Source organism: Sphingomonas sp. So64.6b (assembly GCF_014171475.1).
Lineage (GTDB): Bacteria > Pseudomonadota > Alphaproteobacteria > Sphingomonadales > Sphingomonadaceae > Sphingomonas > Sphingomonas alpina_A.
Genome location: NZ_CP048817.1, coordinates 4,607,482 through 4,631,334, shown reverse-complemented (window position 1 = coordinate 4,631,334; position 23,853 = coordinate 4,607,482). Strand labels below are relative to the sequence as shown.

The 23,853-nt window shown below is 62.8% G+C and carries 17 protein-coding genes; 5 read left to right on the top strand and 12 right to left on the bottom strand.

Going from position 1 to position 23,853, the window contains the following annotated elements; all coding sequences use genetic code 11:
- Nucleotides 1-42: 42 nt before the first annotated feature.
- The 3 genes from G4G27_RS22145 to G4G27_RS22130 form a co-directional block, all read right to left on the bottom strand.
- The gene (locus tag G4G27_RS22145; RefSeq protein WP_183110633.1) at nt 43-864 is read right to left on the bottom strand and encodes a hypothetical protein; all 822 of its coding nucleotides are present in this window, start codon (nt 862-864) and stop codon (nt 43-45) included.
- A gap of 143 nt (nt 865-1,007) precedes the next feature.
- Nucleotides 1,008-2,159, bottom strand: a complete 1,152-nt coding sequence (locus G4G27_RS22140) for a serine hydrolase domain-containing protein (protein ID WP_202049618.1) — start codon at nt 2,157-2,159, stop codon at nt 1,008-1,010.
- Between the two features lie 1,098 nt (nt 2,160-3,257).
- Nucleotides 3,258-4,163, bottom strand: a complete 906-nt coding sequence (locus G4G27_RS22130) for a LysR family transcriptional regulator (protein WP_183110630.1) — start codon at nt 4,161-4,163, stop codon at nt 3,258-3,260.
- 92 nt (nt 4,164-4,255) lie between these two features.
- Here G4G27_RS22130 and G4G27_RS22125 point away from each other — a divergent pair, with 92 nt between their 5' ends.
- Nucleotides 4,256-5,224, top strand: a complete 969-nt coding sequence (locus G4G27_RS22125) for a quinone oxidoreductase (protein WP_183110629.1) — start codon at nt 4,256-4,258, stop codon at nt 5,222-5,224.
- 139 nt (nt 5,225-5,363) lie between these two features.
- Here the strand turns inward: G4G27_RS22125 and G4G27_RS22120 are convergent, their stop codons facing one another.
- The 4 genes from G4G27_RS22120 to G4G27_RS22105 all read right to left on the bottom strand — a co-directional run bounded on the left by G4G27_RS22120 (nt 5,364) and on the right by G4G27_RS22105 (nt 11,343).
- Nucleotides 5,364-6,791, bottom strand: coding sequence for an alpha/beta hydrolase (locus G4G27_RS22120; RefSeq protein ID WP_183110628.1), 1,428 nt, complete (start codon nt 6,789-6,791; stop codon nt 5,364-5,366).
- Nucleotides 6,788-7,441, bottom strand: a complete 654-nt coding sequence (locus G4G27_RS22115; RefSeq protein WP_183110627.1) for an alpha/beta hydrolase — start codon at nt 7,439-7,441, stop codon at nt 6,788-6,790. Before G4G27_RS22115 ends, G4G27_RS22120 begins: the two co-directional genes overlap by 4 nt.
- A gap of 453 nt (nt 7,442-7,894) precedes the next feature.
- Entirely contained in the window at nt 7,895-10,249 is a 2,355-nt protein-coding gene (locus tag G4G27_RS22110) for a hypothetical protein (RefSeq protein WP_183110626.1), read from the bottom strand.
- 629 nt (nt 10,250-10,878) lie between these two features.
- Complete coding sequence (locus tag G4G27_RS22105) at nt 10,879-11,343, bottom strand: Lrp/AsnC family transcriptional regulator (RefSeq protein ID WP_183110625.1); 465 nt, start codon at nt 11,341-11,343, stop codon at nt 10,879-10,881.
- Between the two features lie 94 nt (nt 11,344-11,437).
- Here G4G27_RS22105 and G4G27_RS22100 point away from each other — a divergent pair, with 94 nt between their 5' ends.
- The gene (locus tag G4G27_RS22100; RefSeq protein ID WP_183110624.1) at nt 11,438-11,749 is read left to right on the top strand and encodes a cupin; all 312 of its coding nucleotides are present in this window, start codon (nt 11,438-11,440) and stop codon (nt 11,747-11,749) included.
- 180 nt (nt 11,750-11,929) lie between these two features.
- The gene (locus tag G4G27_RS22095; protein ID WP_183110623.1) at nt 11,930-12,595 is read left to right on the top strand and encodes an HD domain-containing protein; all 666 of its coding nucleotides are present in this window, start codon (nt 11,930-11,932) and stop codon (nt 12,593-12,595) included.
- 239 nt (nt 12,596-12,834) lie between these two features.
- On the opposite strand, the gene G4G27_RS22090 is transcribed toward G4G27_RS22095, so the two are convergent.
- Nucleotides 12,835-13,359: a GNAT family N-acetyltransferase gene (locus G4G27_RS22090; RefSeq protein WP_183110622.1), complete on the bottom strand. Its 525-nt coding sequence runs from the start codon at nt 13,357-13,359 to the stop codon at nt 12,835-12,837.
- Nucleotides 13,360-15,155: 1,796 nt separating this feature from the next.
- Here G4G27_RS22090 and G4G27_RS22085 point away from each other — a divergent pair.
- Together G4G27_RS22085 and G4G27_RS22080 are read left to right on the top strand one after the other, a co-directional pair.
- Complete coding sequence (locus G4G27_RS22085) at nt 15,156-16,025, top strand: NAD(P)-dependent oxidoreductase (RefSeq protein ID WP_183110621.1); 870 nt, start codon at nt 15,156-15,158, stop codon at nt 16,023-16,025.
- A 242-nt stretch (nt 16,026-16,267) separates the two neighbouring features.
- Nucleotides 16,268-17,275, top strand: a complete 1,008-nt coding sequence (locus G4G27_RS22080; protein ID WP_183110620.1) for a helix-turn-helix domain-containing protein — start codon at nt 16,268-16,270, stop codon at nt 17,273-17,275.
- A 392-nt stretch (nt 17,276-17,667) separates the two neighbouring features.
- On the opposite strand, the gene G4G27_RS22075 is transcribed toward G4G27_RS22080, so the two are convergent.
- Genes G4G27_RS22075 through G4G27_RS22060 form a run of 4 tightly spaced genes read right to left on the bottom strand, consistent with a single transcriptional unit; the run spans nt 17,668 to nt 23,849 of the window.
- Entirely contained in the window at nt 17,668-18,840 is a 1,173-nt protein-coding gene (locus tag G4G27_RS22075) for a CoA transferase (protein ID WP_183110619.1), read from the bottom strand.
- Nucleotides 18,837-20,741 carry a beta-L-arabinofuranosidase domain-containing protein gene (locus G4G27_RS22070; protein WP_202049616.1) on the bottom strand — a complete coding sequence of 635 codons (1,905 nt, stop codon included), beginning with the start codon at nt 20,739-20,741 and terminating at the stop codon, nt 18,837-18,839. Before G4G27_RS22070 ends, G4G27_RS22075 begins: the two co-directional genes overlap by 4 nt.
- Nucleotides 20,725-22,869 carry an SUMF1/EgtB/PvdO family nonheme iron enzyme gene (locus G4G27_RS24275; protein ID WP_183110618.1) on the bottom strand — a complete coding sequence of 715 codons (2,145 nt, stop codon included), beginning with the start codon at nt 22,867-22,869 and terminating at the stop codon, nt 20,725-20,727. The genes G4G27_RS22070 and G4G27_RS24275 overlap by 17 nt, the downstream gene beginning before the upstream one ends.
- On the bottom strand, nt 22,866-23,849 hold the full coding sequence (locus tag G4G27_RS22060) for a ribokinase (RefSeq protein ID WP_183110617.1): 984 nt from the start codon (nt 23,847-23,849) through the stop codon (nt 22,866-22,868). The genes G4G27_RS24275 and G4G27_RS22060 overlap by 4 nt, the downstream gene beginning before the upstream one ends.
- Nucleotides 23,850-23,853: the final 4 nt, after the last annotated feature.

The window sequence follows — 23,853 nt, the reverse complement described above, 5'->3', positions numbered from 1 at the left end:
ATAGCCGCTCGTTCGGATAAGGCCAATGTCGTTGAGCTTGCATCAGAAAATACTGTCGAAGAAGTCCTTCACGCGATCGACGATCTTAGAGATGACCGACGGATCGGGCGGCGCGACCTCGGTATGGTCGGTCGAGGATTTCATCACCTCCAGCGAGCCATAGTGATCGGTGCGGGTTGGTTCGTGCAGGTCGTGCGCGATCGTCGTTTCCGATCCCTGGATCACGCGCTGCTCTTCGGTATTGTCATAACCGTCGCCGGTCGGTTGCGGATTGGCGAGGCCGTTCACCTCATGATCGACCTCATGGATCAGGCCGAGTGCGGCGGATTGCGTGCCCGCGCCGCCCGTTACCGTCAGGCCGGATCGCGGATCCCAATCGATCACGCCGGTGCTCGGATCATATTGATCGCCGCCGTCATGGACGATGTGGATCGTCGCGCCATCCGACAAATCGTCGAGCAACTCGGTCGCGGTCTCCGATACCGGATTGCCCTTCGCGTCTGTCTGCTGGAGATAGGCGAGCGCTTCCTTCAGGTCCTTCAGATCCTGGGCGCTGGCGCCGGTGACGTTGAAGTCCTCGACGGTCTTCACATCGTCATTGGCTGCCTTGTCGGCGGGGGCGGGGTCATTGGCGGCCGGCCCATGCGCCGGCGGCCCGCCGGCACGATCCATGATCCGCGCCAACGTCCCCTGCTCGACCGGGGACAATGTCGCGCCCGCATCCAGCCGCGCTTGCAACGTCGCGCCCTCATCGCCCGCATCGAGCGCCAGACTGGTGCGCGTATACGCATTAGCCTGTCCGGCAAGACCCGCATTCGACGAGAAATTGACGTTCGAGCGGTTCGAAATCGATGCAGCTTCCATGGGATCACCTCCGAACCATCATTATGCTGCCCGGACCGCGGATTTGCCTATAATCGTTTCGAGTAGGCGGTTGCCGCCATCATCGTCCGGCCCTGGCCGCCGACGATCCCCGGTGACTGGGTGCCTCCTTCCCGGAGCCGCTTTCAGTCGATGGCCTGATAGATCAGGGCCCGCAGCTTTCCATGGTCGTCAATATCGCCGGCTGGCAGCAGCTGAGTCATATAAGCCACGGTGAGCCCTTCCTCGGGATCGACCCAATACGCGCTGTGATAGGCGCCACCCCAACCGAACTCGCCCTTTGAGCCTGGCTCGCCCGCTGCCCCGAGGTCGGTACGAATCGAGAAACCCAGACCAAAGCCCATGCCGGGGGAATATTCGATCGACCCGAGATGGTTGGACACCATCAGCGCCACCGTCTTGCGGCTCAGATAGCGGCGCCCGTCGAGCTCGCCACCGCGTCGAATCATTTCAAGGAAACGGCTATAGTCAGCTGCGGTGGACAACAGGCCTGCACCACCCGAATAGGCCAGGCGAGGACCATCCAGATAGTGCCCCTGGCCGAAATGACCGCCGGCCTTCCAGGCGCTCGCGTCCGCCGCTCGCCTGAGGCTGCCGTCCTCGCTCTCGTAGACGACCGCGAGCCGGCCTGCTTTGTCGCGCGGTAGATAGAAAGAGGTGTCCTTCATGCCGAGCGGCTTGATCAGACGCTCGTCAAGGAATGCCTGAAGCGACTTGCCGCTAAGCTTCTCGACGATGACGCCCAGGATGTCCGTGTTGTAGCCATAGACGAATTTCTCGCCAGGCTGCGCCGCCATGGGCAGGGACGCCATGCGCGCGACGAAGCTGGATACAGGCTGGCTGCGGTTCGCGAAGTACCAACTGGACAGGCCAGCATCGCGCCACGCCTTTTCCGCTGGTCCCGAGCCATAGGAGATACCGGCCGTGTGAGTGAGAAGGTCCCGGATCGTGATCGGCCGCTTGGCGGGAACCGTCTCGTAGCCGCCGCCCGGCTTGGCCACTGCGACGGTCGTGGTCTTCCACTCGGGCAGATGCTTGCCGACCGGATCGTCGAGCAGCAACTTGCCTTCTTCCATCAGCATCATCGCCGCGACACTGGCCAGCGCTTTCGTCTGCGAGGCGATGCGGAAGATGCTGTCCTCCCGCATAGGATCGTGCGCTTCCTTGTCACGCCATCCCACCGCCTTCGAGAAGACGAGCTTGCCGTGTTGCTGGATTCTGACCACTGCGCCTGCCGACCTGCCCTCATCGACGTAACGCTGCAGTTCCGCGCGCAAGCGGCCAAGCCGCTCGGGGGAAATCCTGGAAGCCGCCGGCGCCTCTAGACTATGGGCAGCCGTCTGGGCGTTCGAGACAGCGACGCAGCTGAACAAGGCGCTGAAGACCAGCAGGCCTGAGGAAATTCCGGCCGCGATCGATCTCATTCTTTTCTTACCTTTTCTTCGAATGCCCTCATCATGCGATTGCTGCCGCAGCTAGGTCAAGTGAAGCGGGGCCTGCATTAGTGAGGCATGGGCACGAGTCCAAACGACCGGATTTCGTGCCCCCAAAACAACCCCCAAACGGGCTGGATGTGGGTGGATTTGTGGGGACACCACCAGGCAACCGAAGCCGCATAATACGCGGATTTCCAAGGTTTTTCGAGGGTTTAGAGGTGTTTGGAAGAGGGGTACTGGTGCCGCTTACAGGACTCGGACGTGCATCTTAAGATATTGATATTTTCTATTTTTTTCTGGGGCAGACTCAACTTAGCCCCCATCGTGCCCCCGAAATAAATTTCGCAATGGGTTCGAGTCCGACGCATCCAATATTTCGCTCTGAAGACCAGGGTCGGTGGTTCGAATTCTGTCGGGTGCGCAGATGCAAGCACTCAACCCGCCTCGTGGTTGCTTGCCGCCGATGCAAAGGATGGGCCCTCGTTCCAGTTAGCAATGACACCCGTTCGGACGAAGCGGCACTCCAAACCCCGTTCTCCCCTCACGGTCCGATACCGGTGGCCGCTGATCCTGCCTCCTAAGCCGCAGCGCCTGCGCAATATCATCGAGTCGGGCGCAAGCGAGGCGGGCGTGGATCTCAACATCGTCGTCGAGGCGACGGGCACGCTCACGGTCTTGGAGCTTGTGCGCAAGCGTATCGGTTACACCATCCTTCCATCACTCCTCGTGCGAGAAGAGTGCAGCGAGGGCAGGCTGGCCGATCGTGCGACCGGTCATCTTGACCCACCTGTTCGCCGTCACGTCAATGCAGCGCCCGCAAACGCTTGCGGCCAAGGCCGTCCTCGCCGTAACGAGGCAAATCTTTGCAGAGAGCTTGGCCAAGGCAGGCTGAAACGTCGAGACCCTGAGGGGGCAGACATGAGTTGATCTCGGGAAGCCTCAACCAACGCGCCACTCGTCAAGGGTGCTGGCCACCTGCGGACCAGCGGGCAGCGCGAGAAGCGCCTGTTTAAGTTCATCGCGAAGTAGATCGCTCGCAGCCCGCACGACTGCGGAGTTCCTCAGGTCGGAATGAACCACGAACCATACCTCTCGGCGGATCGGCGTGACAGCGGGCGCCAGGGTAAAAGCGTGTGGTGCTGCAAGAAAATGGGGGAGCATCGCAACACCACCGCCGGCCTCGACCAAGGCCAACTGACCTTCCAACGTGCTTGAGCGAAGCGAAACCGGACGGCGTCCCGCGAGCTTAAGCAAGGCGATCTGCTGAGGCGCCGCATCTAGTTCATCGTCATAGCCGATAAATGTCCAGTCGCCGGGCAATGTTTCAGCGATGTAATCATTGCGCCCATACAGACCGAATCCGATATCGCCCAGTTTGGAAATAATGAGGTCACCGACTTCAGGGCGCCCAAGCCGAATGGCGATATCGGCCTCAAGGCGCTCGAGGGACGACCGCCTTTTCTCTCCCAACAATGTCACGTCCACCTTGGAATAATGATGGCGGAACTGGACGATCGGCCGCGCGAGAATAGCGCTGGCAAGGGTCGGCGGGGCACTGATCGTCAAATTGCCCGTCAAGGTCGACCGTACGCCTGTAGCGGCGCGGGCAACGGCAAGGGCCGAGCTTTCCACGGTCCGGGCGAGCGAGGCAATCGTTAGGCCGTCCCCGGAGAGTGACAATCGCCGTCCGCGCCGATCAACCAACTTCGTGCCAAGTGCGGCCTCGAGCGCCATGATGCGCCGCGCGACGGTCGCATGCTCAACACCGAGCTTGCGCGCGGCTGCCGAAAGCGAGCCGGCATCGGCGAATGCTGCGAAATGGCGAAGATCCTCCCAGTCGAACATGTGCAATTTTTCACAATCCATGTGAGGATTTCGTCAATTTACAATCAAACCACAAGATTGAACACTGACCTCAGCAATTTTCGGAGACGATCGTGAACATCTGCGTGCAAGCTACAAAACCAGGCGACTCCTCTGTCCTCGAGGTGGTCAACCGCGAACCCGGTTCACCGGGTCCGGAAGAGGTCCTGCTTCGTCAGGAAGCCATTGGCGTCAATTTCGTCGATATCTATCATCGCACGGGCATTTATCCCCTTCCGGGATGGCCCAGCACGCTGGGCGTGGAAGGCGCCGGTATCGTCAAAGCGATCGGAAGCGAAGTCACGAATATCCGGGTCGGCGATCGCATAGTCTATGGCGGTGTGCTTGGAGGCTATGCCAGCAAGCGCATAATACCCGCCTCACGCGCCGTGCGACTGCCCGACAAGGTCAGCAGCGAGGTGGCGGCGGCCTCAATGTTGCGGGCAATGACCGTCCACATGCTCACCGCCGTCGTGCATAAGGTCGATAGTGGCCAGACAATTCTTGTCCATGCCGCCGCTGGCGGCTTGGGCGGCTTGCTGGTGCAATGGATTAAGACGCTTGGCGCGACCGTGATCGCAACGGTTGGATCATCGGAAAAGGCCGAGATAGCGCGATTGCATGGTGCTGATCACGTCATCGTCGGACGGGACGCAGACTATGCGGCTGAGGTTGAAGCACTGACCGGCGGGACATTCGTCGACTACGCGATCGACGGGATCGGTGGAGCGACACTTCTGAAGACCTTAGGCTGCGTGAAACCGTTCGGCATCGTTGCGAGCATCGGCCAGGCCGCTGGGCCGATCCCGCCCGTCTCTGTAGTGGAAATTGGTCGGCGGAGCCTTTCTCTCGCGCGCCCGAGCATCATGGGATATTTGGGCTTGAAGGGTGGTTATGACGCGGCTGCGCAGGCAGCGATCGCCATGATGGCTGCAGGAATCGCCGCCGACGTCGGCGCCAGATACTCCCTCACTGACGCAGCCCAAGCGCAAGATGTTCTGGAGCGGGGCGATACAACGGGAAGCGTCTTGCTCCTGCCTTGACCATGGGCAAATGGTTAAACGCGGGAACAGGCAGGTTGCGATTACGGCCTTTGCTGGCAGACATGGTCGAACGACCAAGCTACGATGCCTGCTATGCCGAACGCGCGGGCCGGACGAGAGCTGGCGGGGGCCGACAAGTTCAGTCGTCGATGGTTCTGGCCTTCTGGCCCTTGGCAAAGGCGACGATCAGCGGTTGCAACGATGCCGGCTGGCGAGTTGAAAGGCGCTTGTCCCCGCGAACCTCGAACTCGTACAAACCATGTTCCACGTGCGGATAGACCTTGATCGAGATCGGTCGACCGGAGCGTTTTAGCATCGTGAGACGGCGATAGGTCTCGCGCAATGGTGCCTCCAGATCCTCCCCGCCGAGGATCCACAGCTGCGGCGTCCTGAGTGACGTTAGCACGGGCATCGGGTCATAATCTGGAATGATGCCGGCCAGAAGGCGGGGCCCTTGTTGCCGCAACTCAGCCTCGGGCGTCTTGATGATGAACCCGGTGACATTGCCATGCAGATAAGGAAACCATGGCTCCTTTTCATACTTTCCGACAACAGCCCGCAGGGATTCGTACCCTTCCCGAAAGCGCGCTCGCACAATCGCCTGTGCCGCTGAGCCAACCTCCTTTGCTTTTACGATCTCGGCCTGGCCAAAGCCGTGGCGGATCATATCCTGCTCAAGCGCTTCGGCATCCTCCTGCATCGGCGACACAGCGAGCCCATAGCCAATGATGACGAAGTCCACGCGCGTCTGTGTGGCAGCAAGCGGAGCAGTCCATCCTCCCTGACTCGTGCCATAGTAACCAAATCGCGCGCCGCGCCGTCCCGCAAGCTCTTTTGCTGCAGCAAGCGCGCGCTTAGCATCTCGGGCGAGCTGACGAATGTCGTGCGTGAATGCACCAGCAGATTTACCCGTGCCTCGCTTGTCGTAAACGAAAACGCCTACGCCTTGCGCTGGCAGCATCCGCTGGAGCGCGTATGTCTCGAGAGCCGAGCTATCCTCCGAACCATGCACCAGCACCACGACGGGAACGTGAGCACTGCCCGAAGGCAATATCAGCCGCCCTGCGAGTTGCACGCCATCGCTGCTAAATGACGAGCTTGCTACGGTAAAAGGTAATCGGGTGCCGTGGTCCCCGTTGAACTTGATTGAGCCATTGGCGCAGTGTGACAGATCTACTGTTTTCCCGTCAGGCCTCTCGGTCCAGCCGGTGCTGCTATCCCAAACGCCATTTCCGCGCGAAGACAATAGGCCTGTTGTGCCGTCAGGGCGGCGCCACCTAAAATGGCCGGCGGTCGACGGGGCAATGTCTATCCCCGAGCCATCGCTCAATCGGTAATATGCCGCCTCACAGCCAACCTGCGGCGCTTGTTGTCCACGAGCCCCTGGTCCTACGGTCGCCAGGGCTACTCCGATAATGAAGAGGGTCGATCGCACGGCTTCATACTTTCCGGTCAGCTCATCCTGTCGGAAAACCAGGATGATCGCAGAGCCGATGGCTCTATCCTCATTGTGACGAAGTGCAAATCCGGATGAACACCTCTCGCGTCTCCAGCGAATGGCGGTCACGCACGAGCCAGCAATATTTTTGCCAGTTTCTCGGGCTCTAGCCGAGCAATATTATGCCCGCAGTCGAGAGCTACGGTTTGCCAGTCCTGTTGATCGCTCAGTCGGCTATACAGATCACGAAAAGGGCTTCCCTCCCATCCGAGTGCGCAGACGAAGGTCTTGCGCTGCACTTCGCGCCAACGGCCACTGAGGCTGATCGTCTGCAAAAATGTTCCGATCGGCTGCGCCCGACAGCGCTGGTCGGAACCGGGCGGCGGCACACAATTGATGCCGTCAGCCGCCGCACCGGCCACAAACAATTCTCGAAAGGCCGGCGTCGTCAATGACCAGACCGAATCGCCCGAATCGGGGACATAGGCATCCACGTAGACCAACGCTCGGATCTGCGGTGCCACGGCATCTGCTGCGCCGGCTATCACCATGCCGCCGTAAGACTGACCTGCGAGTATCACGTCGCCAATCTGTGCCCGTGCGACGTCGATCGCTGCAGCGATGTGGGAGTCAAGGTTAACGGCAGGCACAATGCAATCGGGCAGCCCATAAACCGTCATCGGTACGGCTTTGTGCCCATTTTTTTCAAGGATACTGGCGACGGCTTCGTAGACCCAACCGCCTTGCCAGCCTCCCGGCACCAGAATGAAAGTTGCCATGCCATCAGTCCGTATCTCACCGGCGTGCGGCGCGCTTCGCCTATCCGGGCCTGCACCGAAGTCGAACACTTAAGAACTGCCGCTGACCTCGCTTGGTTCAATGGTCATCGACGCGATCCAGAATGGAACCACTTTCGACGCGTCGTCGATGCCTTCAACCCTTGTTCGAACTCGCATACCGGTGCGCGAGGAGCGGTCCAGCTCAAGTCCTCGAACTTCGACGAGCTCGACATCAGGCCTGTCGCCTGCCACTCTGTTTTCGCGACATGACCATCGCGACGCCGTCGCGATCAAACGATTTTTGCAGCGCGACAGGCATTTCCCCAGATGAACAGGCCCCGCCTTCGGGTACCGAGGAAAGGTGAAAGAGGGCGGGCACGGCGAGGAGGGAAGACGGTTGCGCAAATTCGTACCCGCCTACCGCATATCGGCTAGATTTCCGGCGCTACCTCCTCATGCCCTTGGCGCGCGTTCGGGAAGCCCTGCTCGGTGGACCGTTTCGTCCAGCCGCCCGCCGATCGTGTCCGCTTTGTCCGGATCGTCGCCAACCTCCTCGGCGAGTTCGACCGCAGTATCCATGACCGAGTCCAGCTTGCCGCCGCGCGCGGCATCGTTGATCCAGGCCAGCGCCTGTTCGGGCGAGAAGCCGCGATCGGCCAGATAGCCGGTCAGGATCGGCGTGGCCGCGAATTCGCCGGAATCGCCACCGCGCCGCGACAATGACGGAATTGCCGCCGGGTCGAGGCCGTGTTCGACGAGTAACTTGAGCACCTCGCCGGAGGATTTGGTGAGGTCCTCGAGCTGCTTTTTCTGCTCGTGTTCGCCCTTTGCCCATTCGATGATGATGGTCAGCGACGCGCCCATAAAGGCATAGGCCATGCCGGCAGGTCCGCCCAGCACGCCGGCCGCGAGCATGAAGCCGCCGCCCATCGCGCTGACAGCCGATGCGCCCTTGTCGAAGGACGTCTCGCCGGTGAACATCTTCCCGACATCGGCCGCGACCGACAGCCCGCCAAAGATCCCAAGGAACCATTTCGTGCTGGTCGCCGCGCCCTTGCCGGCCAGCGCCGCGATCAGATCATAGCCGTCCTTGGCCACACCGGCACTGTCACCGGCCGCGGACAGCCATTTGTCCACGCCGCCTTCGTTCAGCGCTTCGTTCAGCGACTTGCCTGCCAAGGTGATCGAAGCCGCGAGATTCAGTCCGCGGAACAGCCGGCCCGCGGTCGTATCCGCCTCCATCAGCTCGCCTCGATTGTCGAGCATATCGCGCATCTCGCCGAGCGCCGCGTTTGCCTTGGCGGGATCGCCGGCCGCCTGCAACACTTCGTCCAGCTTGCCGGTGAGGCCGGTATAATCCTTCGGATCCATGCCGAGCCGCTCGCCCCATACCGGGTCCGCCCATTGTGCGAGCTTCGACTGCGCGCCGACGATATCGCCGCTCTTGGCAAGGTCGATCGCGGCCGACTGGTTCAATCCGATCACGACTCCGGTGAAGCCGCGCACGAACTCCGTGCCTTCCTTGCCCATCTTGACCGCGGTGAGCGCTTCGATCGCCTGCTTGCCCTCAGTGCCGATCAACGCATCGGGATTTTTCTGCGCGCCCATGATCATCGCGGTCTGCGCTGCCTTGTCCTCACCGACCTGCTGCAGGACGGTCTGGAGGCTGGTGTCGCGATCGAGTCCGGGCGGCATATCGGCGAGGCCGGCAAGGGCCTTGGTCAGCCGTGTCCCGCCGTCCGCCGCGATCCCCGAAAGCTCCTTCATCCGATCCTTGAATGCCTGAGGCTGGGAATCGATATAACGCTGCCGCGCCTCGGCCGCACCGGGCAGGCCCTGGGTCGACCGTGTCGCTGCATCGATCTTGGCGAGATGCTGGCCATATTCCTGCATGTCGTGATCGACCTGGCTGCGCAGCTGGTCGACCCCGGTCTGCACACCGCCCATGATGTCGCTGACTGCGCTCGGCGGTACCTCGTTGCGTCCCTGCAGCGTCCTGGCCACCGCGACCGCTAACCGCGGGCCGCCTTCGCCGACCGTAGCGTCGTGAACCGTCTGCCCGGCGAACGGCGCATTGCCGAGCACATCGGCATAGCTGCGTGCGATCTCATTGACCAGCGCATCGGCGTCCGGCGCATCGCCGAGCCGGCTGACGACGCGCGACAGGTCGGCGAAGCGCGTGTTGCCGCTATTGACCGCGGTCGGGATCAGCTTGTCTTCGCCGGCCTTCTGGATTTCTGGCATTAGCGACTTGGTCAGCGCCTGGGCCTGTTCCGGCGACAATGCCGCCGTTACGCCGGCGAGGCGCCGGGCAAAAGCATCGGCTTCGTGCGACGCCGCGATCTGGGCATCGCTCGTGGTGATCTTCGCCGAATCCACTTCGCGCAGCGGCCCGGCGATCCAGTTCCTGATATCGGGATCGTTGAGCAAGCGGTTCTGCGCGTCGGGCGAGAGCTTGGGCAACTCGGTCGCCATCAGCTTGCCCATCGTCGCCGGATCCTTCTGTGCGAGCAGGATCGTCTTGGTGTCGGAAACCTCGCGGTCGGTCGCCAGGCCCGCCACTTCGCGGTCGATCGCTGCCTTAGTCGCCGGATCGCCGGTATAGCGTTCGGCGATCGCCGCTCCCTGACGGCGCACGAAGCCGGCATCGTAAATGTCGCCGGTGGGGCGATGTCCGGTTGATGCGTCGATCTCCGCGCTGACCGCTTCGCGCAGATTGCTACGCGCCGCGCCAAGGGCATTCTCATAGCTGCTCAAGTCGGCCGCGCCAGCACGATTGCCGCCGGCCATCGCGGCCTTGAGGGCCACGAGATTGCTCTCCGCCGTGTTGAGGTTTCTGGTCGCCTGATCAACCCTTAGGCGTTCGCCATGCTGCCCTACCGGTGCCTGTTCAAGCGGGTGTCGCCTCGCCACATAGAGTGGAACGTCGAGCTCAGCTGTTGGTATCTGTAGTATGGCGCCGACCGGGGGTTCGACAAAGCGCGGGAGCTGTGGGTTCGCGAGGCGCAGTGCATCGGGTGTGATCGAGTGTTGTGTTGCGATGGTTGCGATTGTCTCACGCGCCGCGACGCGATGTTGGGTTGCCTGCTGCGCTGCCATCTGGGCTTTGTCGGCCGCTTGATTCAGCGCCCGCACCGCATTGACGATTCCAATCACCCAAGCCTCCAGCAACACCATCCGAGTGGGTACCGCGCTAGCGCGATAGGCCTGGGGCGGCTTTAATCGTTTCGATTATCTGGCGCCCGCGATCCGCCCAAAGCGTCCGTCATTGTGCAGTGAAACTGAACGCGCCAGCGCCGCCAATTCTCGCCACTATGCAAGCTGAAACGTCATAGAAAACAGAGCAGCGAATATCCCAAGTCGTGGCAACGCTATTCTGGAGGAAGTTACAGAAGAGCCGGCGACGGACCGCCGGGTCATCCTCAGACTGTTCATCGTCACACGCCAGTGCCGACCTGCCCGGAACGGTCGATGAAAGTGTCCAGCACGACGGTGGTTTCCACGCCCTCGACACCTGGTATTACCGCCAACCGGTCGGTCAACGCGGACAAAGTCTGTGCTGCGTCGACTCGTACGACAAGGACGGCATCCGTGGAACCGGCGGTGGAATAGCCATGGACGATCTCCGGCCAGGACAGCAGTGGCTTCAGCACACTCGCACACGGACGGATGCCGATACGCAGAGAGATAAGGGCACAAAGGCTTGTCTGGCCCGAAGGTCGCAGGACTGTCGTATAGCTCGTAATCACGCCGTCTCGCTCAAGGCGACCGATCCTTGCCTGCACCGCGGTTCGAGACAGGTTGAGCGCCTTGCCCAGCGCTGTCATCGATGAACGCGCATTATTCTGCAGCAGGCCGAGCAGGCGGCGATCGGTGGGATCGAGAATGTGATCAGCGTTCATCCGGTTCCACTTCGCACGCGATTACGTCGAATCGCAATATCGCAGGCGGCAATTTCGGGTGCCATTAAGCGCACCACTTTGGAGAACAACATCCATGCGCGTCCATCGACCAGCTCAATTTGTCTCCGATCGTGCTTGGGGAGCAATCGACATCGAACGGATCGAAGATGCGTCGGTCCGACTGCACTGGACCAACGCCGCATATATCTGGCACGTCAATGACGGCCCGGAAGTCTTCGTGGTATTGGACGGTGCGGTCGATATGCATGTCCGCGACGCGAATGGTGAGAGTTGTCAGCAGCTCGCCGTCGGCGATATCTTCCATGCCAAAGAGGGAGATGAGCACAAAGCGGTTCCTATTGGCGAGGCAAGAATACTCGTCATTGAAAGGGCTGGCAGCGTCTAGCCCTTAGATTCGACATAAATCGCACACGACCTGCGGCCCGCACCCCTCTCGCGGAAATGGGGCAAGCGCACCGTCCAATGCGCGCACCTGCCAGGCAACGGGGCCGGCGCGGGGCGGCCGATCGCGAGAAAGCGCACCTCCACTATGCACGCTGATCAATTCAATGAAAAGGAAATCCCCGTGACCAGCCATTACACCGCCGCCTTCCTATCGACATTGACTGCCCTCCCGATTGACGAAGCACCGATTCTGCACACCGCAATTGATCAGGCGAGATCCGCGTCCGAACCATGGTTGTTCAATCACGTTATGCGGACATGGCTCTTTGCGACCCACATCGCAGTCGCCCGCGGCGTCCGATATGATGCCGAAGTCCTGGCTGTCGGCTCCATCCTGCATGATCTGGGTCTTACGGATCAGTTCGCCGGCGAAAACCGTTTTGAAGTCGACGGCGCCAATGCGGCGCGGAATCTTATCGGCAGAGCAGCGCCCGAAATGGCAACCTCCCGGCAGCAACTCGTCTGGGACTGCATTGCACTGCATTCAACCGGATCGATCGCAAAACACAAGGAGGTGGAGGTCGCACTCGTCAACGCAGGCGTGGCCTTGGACTATGGCGGTTCGGGTCTCGACAGCATCGAGTCCGAAACATTGAATACAATCCTGGCCGCCTTCCCTCGGCTCGAGATGAAGCAGCGGTTCTGCGGGTGCCTGTCAAAGCTCGCAGCCGACAAGCCCGCCACAACATATGGGACTTGGGTCGCCGATTTCGGCCTGCGCTTCGTCGCTGATTATTCGCCACCCTCCTCGGTCGATACGCTCTTCGCGGCTCCTTTTCCTGAATAGCGGATAAGCTCACGGTTCGAGAGTGATTCACAATATCCCGCAGCCGGCACCGGCCAAGCCCGTCATGAGCACACGTTATCCTCGCCAGCCTTAGACAGGACATTTATCGGCCGGACGCGGCGCGGTCCGTCCGTTGCGTCACTGCTCTGGCCGCACGACGCCGTCGGGACCGCCACGGCAGCCTGTGGCAGCAAGTGCCACGGGCTTTCTCTAACGGTGCGGTCGCGAGCCAATAGGTCTCAAGGACGAGCCGACAATGGTTTTCGATACACAGCCAAGGTCAGCGGTGGATCGATCGCAATGGGAAAGGGACGTTGCTCGCCGGTCGCTACATAGCCGCGCCGCTCATAATAGGCGATCAGTTCAGATCGTTCCGAAACAACGGACAGCTCCATTGCTGTCGATCCGAAGCGCCGCATGGCTTCGCTTTCCGCCGCAGCGATGATCTGCTTACCGAGCCCGCCGTTCTGACGTTGCGGATCGACGGTCAAAAGGCCGAAATAGGCGGTGGTTGGTGAAAGTCGCGTCACTTGCACGCACCCGATAATCGCCGCCCCGTCCATCGCCAGCAGCAATAGCTCCGCCGAATCGTCGATGATCGAGGCGAGGGTGTCGATGCTTGTTCTGGGCGTTTCAAGCAGATCCGCCTCGTGCGTCCAACCCGCGCGGGCACGGTTTCCGCGATAGGCCGATTCGATAAGGAAGTGGAGTTCCGGCAGTTCGCATTTGCCGGCGGCGTGAAAGTGCAGGTGGTCGCTCGTCATCTGGGCGCGCGTAAACGATGCGCGGGTCGATGTCATTCCACGCTTTTACCGTACGAAGCGAGTGCTCGCACGACGCGCATATCTTTTTGTATTGTAGCGCAAGCCAGTGCTGCATGGCTGCAAGAGTGGCGGCGCCCGGATCGCCCAGCATTCCAAACTTTTCCAAACAGGGCACGACCGTTTTCCGCTGCAGGCGGCGGAGACCATCAGGATGATTCTGGCGCGCGCCGAGCGGCTGTGATTCAGCCCCCTTTCGCCTTGCGCAGCGTGGCAACCCGAGCGCCAGAGCACCGCCTGCAATTGGCCGCCGGAATAGGGTCGGGCAAGCGTCGTCGGGGAACGGTTGGTGCGGAAGTGTCGGTCTAAGCTGCTGCACCATCGCTCGATATACTAGCAACCGCAGATCGGCGTGCAGCGCGCGCAACTCGGCGGCCAAGCTCTGCGCGCTGTGGTCGGGCAGCACGTCATCGAACACCAGAGCGTCGCAGCGGCCTTGCGCGGCGCGGGCCCCGCCGAGTACCTCGCTGATCGGCGAGATTGACGATATCAGTTTCGCATTTCGCGATGAATGGTGCGGGGGCGGCTTTCGTTTCGACTAGTGAGATGTGTAAATGAGTCGAAACGACTTATCCTCTATTGGGGCGATTTTCGCTCTCGGCACCCAAAAGCCACTCGCTCGCCCGCTGTTAACTTGCGTCACTTGCCAGTTGCGCTGCTAGGTGTGTGGAATGGCTCATCCAAAAGGAGATCGCCCATGCCGACAACCCATGTATCGCGATTTGGCTGAGCCATGCGCTGGCTCTTGCTGCTGGCAGCCATTCTGGGTGCTGGCCTATTTCTGTACGACGTCGTGCGGCCCCATGTACATCCGATCAAGCAAGCGGATGCAAGGCGGGCTGCCGCCCTCGCTGCAGAGCGTTCGGCCGCCCCTGCCGGGGCGCCGCCGGCGCTCGCTCAACAAGCGCTAAGCTGCCCGCGGAGCTCTTTGGCAGAGCCCGGAGTGTGGATGGGACACGCTCCAGATCGATGGTGTGGAGGTCGACCTGTGGACGATCGGCGCGCCTGAACTCAGCCAGTTCTGTGAACGTGGCGGACGCCCGTGGCGCTGCGGCGACTACGCCCAAACGGAACTCGCAGAGTTGATAGATGGTCGCACCGTAGCGTGCCGTCGTGAAGGACCCGACATTTCGTCTCGACGCTTTATTGGCCGGTGTTTTGTCCGCGACATACCGTGCGGTACGGCAGAGTCATGCGAGAACGGTATCGACTCGTTGAACCTGGACATGGTGACGCGAGACGCAGCAATGGACGTCGAGGGGCAATATTCAGACACGCAGAATGACGCACGCGGACAACGGCTGGGTTTGTGGGCGGGGCGATTTGATCCTCCTTGGGAGTGGCGCGCTAAAAGACCTGGCCATTGTGATGCTCATGCTGACACGACTTCGCGTCGATCCGTAGACACGATGCATTTCTCGCTCAGGCCGGGATTGCGCGACGAATGGATAGTGACGCGCCGGACGTCGATGGTGCCGTCATCTACCAGAACACGACTTGGTGGCGACCTTAACTGACGCCTGCATCGGCATTAACCTAGTCACGTCGAACCAAAGCTTGTGCTTTCGCGCGGCGTGGACATGCTTAGCCAGCTTGAGCTGCGGCCGGCACTTGCGCCCGAGGCCGTCGTCCAGCGGCGCACAATCTTTTCACCTCCTTTGACCAGAATTTGGCGAGCTAAGCTCGATGAGCGGCGAAATCGCCACTACCTGACGAATTATGCGCGGCTATAATCGGGTATGCGTTTGGGGTTTGCAGGTTTGGGTCTGATGGGGGAGCCAATGGCTGCCCGTCTCAGGCACGCTGGCCAAGATCTGACCGTCTATAACCGGTCCGCCCCCCCCCGCGCGAGACTAGCTGCCCTTGGCGCCAACGCGGTGGATACACCCAAGGCCCTCTTTGCGGCGTGCGACGCGATCATCCTGATGTTGCGCGACGATGCAGCCGCCGATTTCGTGCTCGGCCGGGCTGATGCATCGCTCGGCGACCGCGTCGCCGGCAAGTTGATCATCAACATGGGCACGCATGCGCCTGGATATTCACGCGCGCTCGAAACCGAAATTCACGCGGGCGGCGGCGCGTTTGTGGAAGCGCCGGTCTCGGGCTCGCGCGGCCCTGCCGAACGCGGCACGCTGGTGGCGATGCTGGCCGGCGACGCCGAGGCGGTCGAGCGATCGCGCCCGCTGCTCGCGCCGATGTGCCGCGAAATGCGGGTCATCGGCCCGGTCCCCTCCGCCACAGCTATGAAGCTTGCAGTCAACCTCTATCTGATCGCCACGATCGCTTCGCTGGCCGAGGCTGCTAATCTCGCGGTCGCGATGGGGGTGAATTTGGCGCTGTTCCAGGAGATCATCCGCTCGGGGCCATTGCGCAGCGATGTGGCCATGGCCAAGCTTGATAAGATGGTTCGGCGCGACTTCTCGCCGGAGGCGGCAATCAAAGACGTCTGCAAGAACGCAGCATTGGTATCCGAGGCCGCGGCCGCCGCTGGTGCCGATGCCGTGTTGTTGGATCGCAGCCGGCAACTTTTCGAAGCGGTGATCGACGATGGAGGCGGCGCGCTCGACATGGCGGCGGTCAGCACCGTTTTCCGGAATCACGCGAGGTGATGGACAAGACGATCGAAATAGCGTGGATCGCCACCGACCCGCGGGCGCGAACCGCTTCCGCATACCCTAGCGAATTTGCCACGCGCGGTTCTGGCCGAACGAAGCAGGCGCCTGGCGACCAATCTGGCATCGCCAGCTGCAGAGCCATTGGGGGCGGCTGGCGCTTTACGCACAAGAGCGGCGCGGTCTATTGAAGCGTTGTGTGGCGCCAAATGCGGGCAGCGGAACAGGGACGACGCGAGATGATCGCCACGACGATACTTACGCTCGAAACCGCGCTGGCATCCAGCGTCACGGTCACCATCGATGTGCTGGCGATGGCCAATCGGATCTGTATCGCCGCAGGCCGCCCGCTGGCGTTCGAGGTCCGTATCGTTGGGCCGGGCGCTGGGCTGTTTCGACCATTTCTCGCCTTCCCCGAGGCGTCGCATGACGAACCGGAGCTGTTCATCATCCCCGCGCAAGGCCTGTCCAAGGCGGAATGCTATCGAACTCGGCTTACCGAACCCGACACCATCATCGCCCGTGACTTGATCCTGGCGGCACGAAGGGCGGGCGCACACATCACCGCCTCTTGCACCGGCAGCCTGCTGCTCGCCAGCACCGGCCTGCTGGACGGAAAACGCGCAACCAGCGCCTGGTGGCTCGCCCCTGTGTTCGACCAGCTCTATCCAGCGGTAGCACTCGACATTGACGAATTGGTGCTGAGAGACGGCGCGTTCACGACCGCGGGCGCGGCAATGGCCCAGATCGACCTGATGGTCGGACTGATCGCACGCTATGCAGGCGCGGAGGTGGCCGAAGGCTGTGCGCGGCGCATGGTGCTCGACGAACGGCGCTCGCAGCTCCCCTATATGGCGATCGGACTGCTCGCTGCCTCCAGCGAAAGTGTCGCGCGCGCTGCGGCTTGGGCGCGCCCCCGCCTCGGCGACGGCATTAGTGTCAACGACGTGGCGGACGCGGTCGGCCAGTCGCCGCGGACCTTCTCGCGACGAGTGACAGCAGCTACAGGCATGTCGCCGGTCCGCTTCCTCCAGCAATTGCGCGTCGAGCGCGCCGTCGAACTGATCGAGACGACGACGCTGGCATTCGAAGAAGTCGCGTACCGTGTGGGCTATTCAGACCCCTCGACTTTGCGTGGTCTGATCCAGCGAAGATCGGGGCTTGGCCCGCGGGAGTTGCGCGCCCGGATCCGCTCGTCCCGGGCCCACAGGCTGCCGCCGCCGTTGGGCGTCGCGCTACGGGCGTGACCGGCGCATCGGGTCGAAGCGCCGTCAGTCCGGATGGCGCGGCCGCGCGATAGGTCCAGCTGCTATTGGCGGTCCTGCGGGCGGATAAATTGAGCGGTGCTGACCAACCTTGATGGGTTCCCTAAGGCGAGGTCAGCTGCGGCCGAGTGTTTTCCACCAAAGGTCGTCTTTGGCGCAGATTGGCGTGCAGATTTTATGGTCGCCGTAACCGGCTGCGCGACATCGATAACAGGTTGTCATGAAAACCGCCGGTCCTTCGCCGGCCCAAGTCCGACGGCCCCTGATTTCAATGCAACCACCCGGAGAAGTTGTATCCAACACGGCGGCTTTTTCCAGAACATTGTAGACGAACAGAAATCAGCGGTGATCGCGATGCGCGCCGTTCACCTTAGTCAGTCGGCTGCCGGCCCTCGTTTCACTCGCATCGTGTCCTGCCCGAGCAGAGGCGCGGCAAAGGGATCGGGTCCGGGTGTGCGCCCATATTTGATCGGCCGCGTTACACCGCGATAGCTGCCGAGCGCGTCATGCGCGATCGGCGCGATCAATTCCTCGGCCAGAACCTGTGGATGATCGAACATGTCCTCGACCGGACGCGCGACGGAGCAAGGCACCTGATCGGCCAGGAGTTCTTCCCATTCCCGCGCATTACGCGTCATCAGGACTTCCTTTAGACGTGGAACGATCTCTCCGGCGTGCTCCGCGCGCTTCTTGACGCTGTCGTAGCGGGGGTCATCGCCGAGCTCGGCCAGGCAGGTTAGCCGGCACAGCGCATGCCAGAAGCGCGGCGTATTGGCGGAAAGATAAATATGCCCGTCAGCGGTGGGGTAGAGACCCGTAATGCCGCCCGAGCGCATGTCGCGCCAGATGTCGAGCGTTTCACCCTGGGCACAGATAAGCCGCGCCGACTGCATGGTGAGCGCGCTGCGCAGCAGCGACACGCCCACGAACTGCCCGCGCCCGCTGCGCTCGCGTTCGAACAGCGCCGAGGCGACGCCGGCGGCGACCAGCGCTGCGGCATAATAGTCGACCGGAGAACCATAGGTGAGCTCGGGCTCACATCCCGGCTTGCCCTGAAGCACGCACATGCCGGTCATTGCTTGCAGCACCTGATCGTAACCGGCACGGTCGCGCAGCGGCCCCTCCTCGCCATAACCGGTCACTGCGCAATAGATCAGCCTGGAATTGCGGGCGCTGAGCTGGTCGAAATCGATCCCCAGCCGCTCGGGCACGCCGGGGCGAAAATTATGCACCAGCACATCGGCTTCGTCGGCGAGAGCGAGTAATACCGCGCGATCCTCTGCGTTCTTGAGGTCGAGCATGGCGCCCTGCTTGCTGCGATTGACGCCGAGAAAGGCGCGGTTCTCGCCCTGCAGGGTGGACGGATATTGGCGCAGATTGTCGCCGCCGGGCGGCTCGACCTTGATCACATCTGCACCTTGGTCGGCGAGCAGGGTACAGCCATAGGGGCCGGCGATATAAGCACTGAGGTCGAGCACCTTGACCCCGCTGAGGGGCCCGGCCGGACCAGTGCGCCTGGCACTGCTGAACAACGATCGCGCGGTCATGACGATCCCTCCGGTGCCAACATCAGCCAGGTCAGCCGCCACGTCCCATCCGCCATGCCGCCGGCGCGGTACCAGGGCGCATAGTCGATGGGCGCGCGCCCCTGTGGGCTCAACCGCACGGTGTCGCCCGGTGCTTCCCCGCTGGCCGGTATGACGGTCAGCCAGTCTTTAGCGGGAGCATCGGGCAGACGGATCGTTTCTTCGACCTTGAAGTCATCGACCAGGCCGGTGGCATAAACCAGCGGGCCAAGCGTGATCGCGGCATAGTCGAAGTGCAGTACTTCCTGTCGCACCGGCTCGCCGCCCGGCGCCAGTGACTCCTGCACGTTGCGCGCGATGCCGCGGTGCAGGCGCGGTACCAATGGAAGACGCAGCGTCACGATGTCGCCGGCCTGCCAGGTCCGGGCGATGCGGGCATAGAGGCCGGCAACCACATCCGTCCCCGGCGCCCCGTTCACGGCCAGTGTCGCGCCCTCGGCCCAGTCAGGAATGCGGATATCGATCGCAAAGGACTCAGCGGGCTCCGGCGTTACGAGCAGATCGATGGCGCCGTCGAACGGGTAGCGGGTCCGCTGCTCGATCATTACCGCGCCGGCAGTCGTCCCCAGCCTCGCCACCGACGGGCCGAGCAGGTTCACCGCGACGGCACCGTCCGCCGTCACGCCGTACGCGACCGGCGCCAGTTCCTCGAGCGCGACCGCCCCGCTCGACTTGCAGCAGCGCCAATAGGTGGTGTGAACGCGGCGGCCGTTGGGGAAGCTGTAATAGCACCAGTCCTCACCATTCGGGGCCTGAGCACCGAGCAAGTCGTTATAGGCGGTGCGTTCGATTTCCTGAGCATAGTGCGCCGCCCCGGTGATCGCCAGCAGTTCGCGGTTGAGCTGGATCCACGCCATGGTCGAGCAGGTCTCGACATAGCCGTACGGGCTGAACACGCCGGCAGGGTTGAACACCTCGCGCGAACGATGCGCGATGCCGCCATATGGCGCGCCGCCCAGCGTCAAGTGATGGTCACGCACGTTGCGCCAAAGGTGCTCGACCGCACGCAGATAGTCGCCTTCGCCGGTGGCGCGGTACAGCTTGGCGATGCCGACCAGATTCCATAGCAATTGATAGACCTTGCCGGTGGCGATTTCCGATGCGTCCGCGCCGGCGAGAGCGCGCGACAAAAGCGCGTTGCGCGGTTCGCGATCGATCTGGCCGAGCACGAGGCGCGCGAGGTCAAGATATCGTTGTTCACCGGTCGCGGCATGGAGTTCAATGGCGGGGTCAATCACGACACTCGCCGACAGGCCGAAATGATTGCCGAGACCGGTGATCGTAACCTGCCCTTCGCTGAGCGTGCGCCATACCAGATCGCCGATCCGCGCGGCAGCGTCGCGATAGCAGCGCTCGCCGGTATGGCGAGCCAGCTCGAGCAGCCCGAGCATCAGATAGCTATGAGTCCATATGTCCCAGGTGCGCAAAGCGGGCGCCCCGTCCCAGCTTTCCGGCCTGGCCGGCTGCGGCTGGGTGAAACGACGCTCGGGCGCGTAGTTGCCGAGATACCCATCGCTATCCTGCAGCGCGACCAGATGATCGGCGACATGGCGGACATGCTCCAGCAGAGCCTTGTCGCCGGTGCGGATGGCAGCGCGCGTCGCGGCCTGAAGCCATTTGCCGGCATGCTCGCCATACCAGTCGCCGGCGATATTGCAGCACGTCTCGGCGGCTTCGAACAGCGCGATGGCCGGACTCGTCTCGTCGACAATGAAACGCGACAGCCGGCCGCGATGATTGGCGGCGAGCGCCTCGCCGAGCACGCCGCCCAGCGCTACCGCGTCAGGCGCAGCAAAGGTCATTGCTCCGGGCAGCTTCGCGATAACAGCCGGCGTGAGGGCGAGGTCAGCGATCGACGACACAACGGAATCCGATCCCCGCCGAGCGGTCCTTGCCTGGCGACATGAGCAAAAACTTGCCATGTTGATCGAGCGCATAGGCCTGAGGGAAATACCAGTGCGAGGTCTGCGGCTGATAGGCGCTGCCCCCGCGCAGCACCGCGCCGCGGACATGCTCGTCGCGATATTCGTCGGTCCACTGCCAGACATTGCCGACCAGATCCATCACTCCGAACGGGCTTGCGCCGGCCGGGTGCGCGTCGACATCGGCGGGAACCGGCATTGTCCGACCACAGGCCGGTTCGGGCACCGCAGCGGAATTCCAATCATCACCCCAAGGGTAACGACGACCGTCCCGCCCTTGCGCGGCGTAGTGCCATTCCCACTCGCGCGGCAGGCGTTTGCCCGCCCAGGCGGCATAGGCACGAGCATCCTCGATCGACACCCAGGTGACCGGCTTATTGCCCCATCCCGACGGCGGCGCACCATCCTGCCAGTGAAGCAGGAAGTTATGCGCATCGGCCGGGTGATAGCCGCTCGCATCTAGGAACAGTTTGAACGCGGCATTGGTCACCGGGAAACGGTCTATTGCGAAGGCCGCGACGTCGAGCCGTTGGCGGTGATGGCGCCGGGCGTTCGGCTCCCATGGATATTGTACGTCGACGCCCTCGGCGGCGTAGCCCTCGATCACCACGCCATGCACGGCAAAGTCGAACGTGCCGGCGGGAATATCCACCATGCTCTCGGGCAGCGTCTCGGCTCGCGCCGTCGGCGCGATGGCGACGAGCTCCTGCTGCAGCGAGCGCCACTCGGCCGAATATTCGGCGAGCGGCGTCGCGGCGTGGGCACGCATTGTGTCGAGGAAGCCGGGCAGCCATTCGGGCGCTGCATCGGTCATAGCAAGGATGCCGCCGAACCCCCGCCCTTCGAGCGGCAACGCGAACACCGCCTGATCATCGGCGATACGCGGTGTCAGGGACGTGCCGTTCCACACATCGAAATAGGACGCGCCCGCGGCATGCGGCAGGACGACCTGCTCGCCGTCCACCGCATATTCATTGCGGTTGACGATGGTCCACAGCGTCATGCCCTCGCCCGGAAAGCGGCTGGCGAACACCCCGGCCTGAAGCGTGTGCGCAAAGGGCGTCCAATCGGCGCTGACCAGCAGCGGGGCGAAGCGGCGCTGCACGGTCGCGACGCGGCGCAGCGTCTCGCCGTCACGCGGCGTCAGCTGGTTCATGAAACCGAAGACATTCTCCCAGGCATTGTAGCCGATGCCGTTGAAGAAGGCCTGTTGCAGGTCGTTGTTGCGCTCGCGGCCCCAGCGGTTCTCGATGTTGATGATATGCCGCGGCTCGAGCCATTTCAGCTTGAGCACGGCCGGGATGGTGTCGGTCGGAATGCGCTTGGCCCAGCTCTGCACATTCCATGACAGGATATGGTCACCGGCCTGGGCGGTCGTCTCTGGCTGCAGCACGACCGAGCGGCCGCGCGCGTCGCACGCTTCGAGAAAGGCGCGCGGCACGCCGCTATAGGTGTCGCCGTTGATGCCATCGGCGCCGGTCGCGACGACCAGATCGGCCATCCGTTCCCAGTCGGGCCTGCCGGCGGGGCGGGTGCCATTGTCCCACGGCATGGTCGGCAACAGCACCTTGACGCCGCGCGCATGAAAATCGTCGACCATGCCGCACACGCCCTCGATCCCGCCGGGCAGCGCCTCGATCAGGTCGAACTGGTTGCGATCGTCGATCCCGATATTGGGATAGATATACCACAGCAGCACGCTGTCGACCCCGCCGAAGCGCGCCTCCAGATCGTCGAGATAACGGTCGACCGTGTAGCGACCGGTGTCCGGATCATAGAGGTAGCGGTCCTCAGCCATCATCTGGACATGGACGAAGTTGCGTTGCGCCCAGGCCAGCTCAGGCCGGCGATAGGCCGCGTCGTCGAAGCCGATCCGGATGAGGTGCTCAGTGCGCCATTCGCGCAGGCCCTGCAGCCAATCGTCGATCGCGCCGTCGACATCGATTTTCCATCGCCCCATCTCGGCGAACGGCCAGCCCGGCACCTTGCCGGGCTGCGGCAGAAACGGCCCCGTCAGCGCGTGGGAGAATTTGATGTCGCTGCTGGTGCGATGCGGGGAGTGCGTCATGACTGGCCTTGCGGGCGGGAATCGGTGATCCCGGCATAGTGGTTCACGCCGCAATAGTCTGCCAGCGCGGCGGCTCGGCCGGGGTCATTCGGCGTATCGAGCAGGGTGGCGACCTCGGCAGCGGTAGGAATGCTGGTCTGCGCTCCCGTGCGGGTGGTCGCCAGGGCACCGGCGGCACTTGCCGCGCGCAGCGCCTGTGTAAGATCGTGACCGGCGGCGAGCGTCGCCGCAAGCACGCCGCAAAACGTGTCGCCCGCCGCCGTGGTGTCGATTGGCGAAACCGCAAAGGCGGGCTGAACGAAGAATGCGCCCTCAGCCAGCGCGCAGCAGCCCCGCCCGCCCAGCGTCACGATCGCGCAGGGCACGCCGGTCGCAGCGAGGCGATCGGCGACCGATCCGTCGTCACCAACGATGCGCGCGAGTTCCTCCTCGTTGACGACGAGTATGTCGAGCGTCGCCAGCAGTTCCTCGGGCAGCGGCCGCGCAGGCGCCGCGTTGAGCATTACCGTCAAGCCTGCCGCGCGTGCGGCGGCGGCAAAGACCATGACCGTGTCGAGCGGGATTTCCAGCTGCATCAGCAAATGACTGACCCCGTCGAGCGAGGGCAGGTCGCCTGGCCGCAGCTGCGCATTGGCCCCCGGCGCGACGGTGATGGCATTTTCCCCGTCATGCGACACGGTGATCAGCGCCGCCCCGGTCGGCCTGTCCGACGTTATGACGTCGAGCATCACGCCAGCCGCGCGCAACGACGTCTCAATCATCGGCGCCAGCGTGTCTTCGCCCAACGCGACGAGCATGCGCGTCGCACCACCTCCGGCCCGTGCACAGGCGACCGCCTGGTTGGCGCCCTTGCCGCCAGGAATGATCGCGAGGTCCTCACCGAGCACCGTCTCGCCGGGCGCCGGTATGCGCGGCGCCCGGACGACGAAATCGGCATTCGCGGATCCCGCCACCAGCACGGTGCCGTGGCGCGTGGTCATGGCA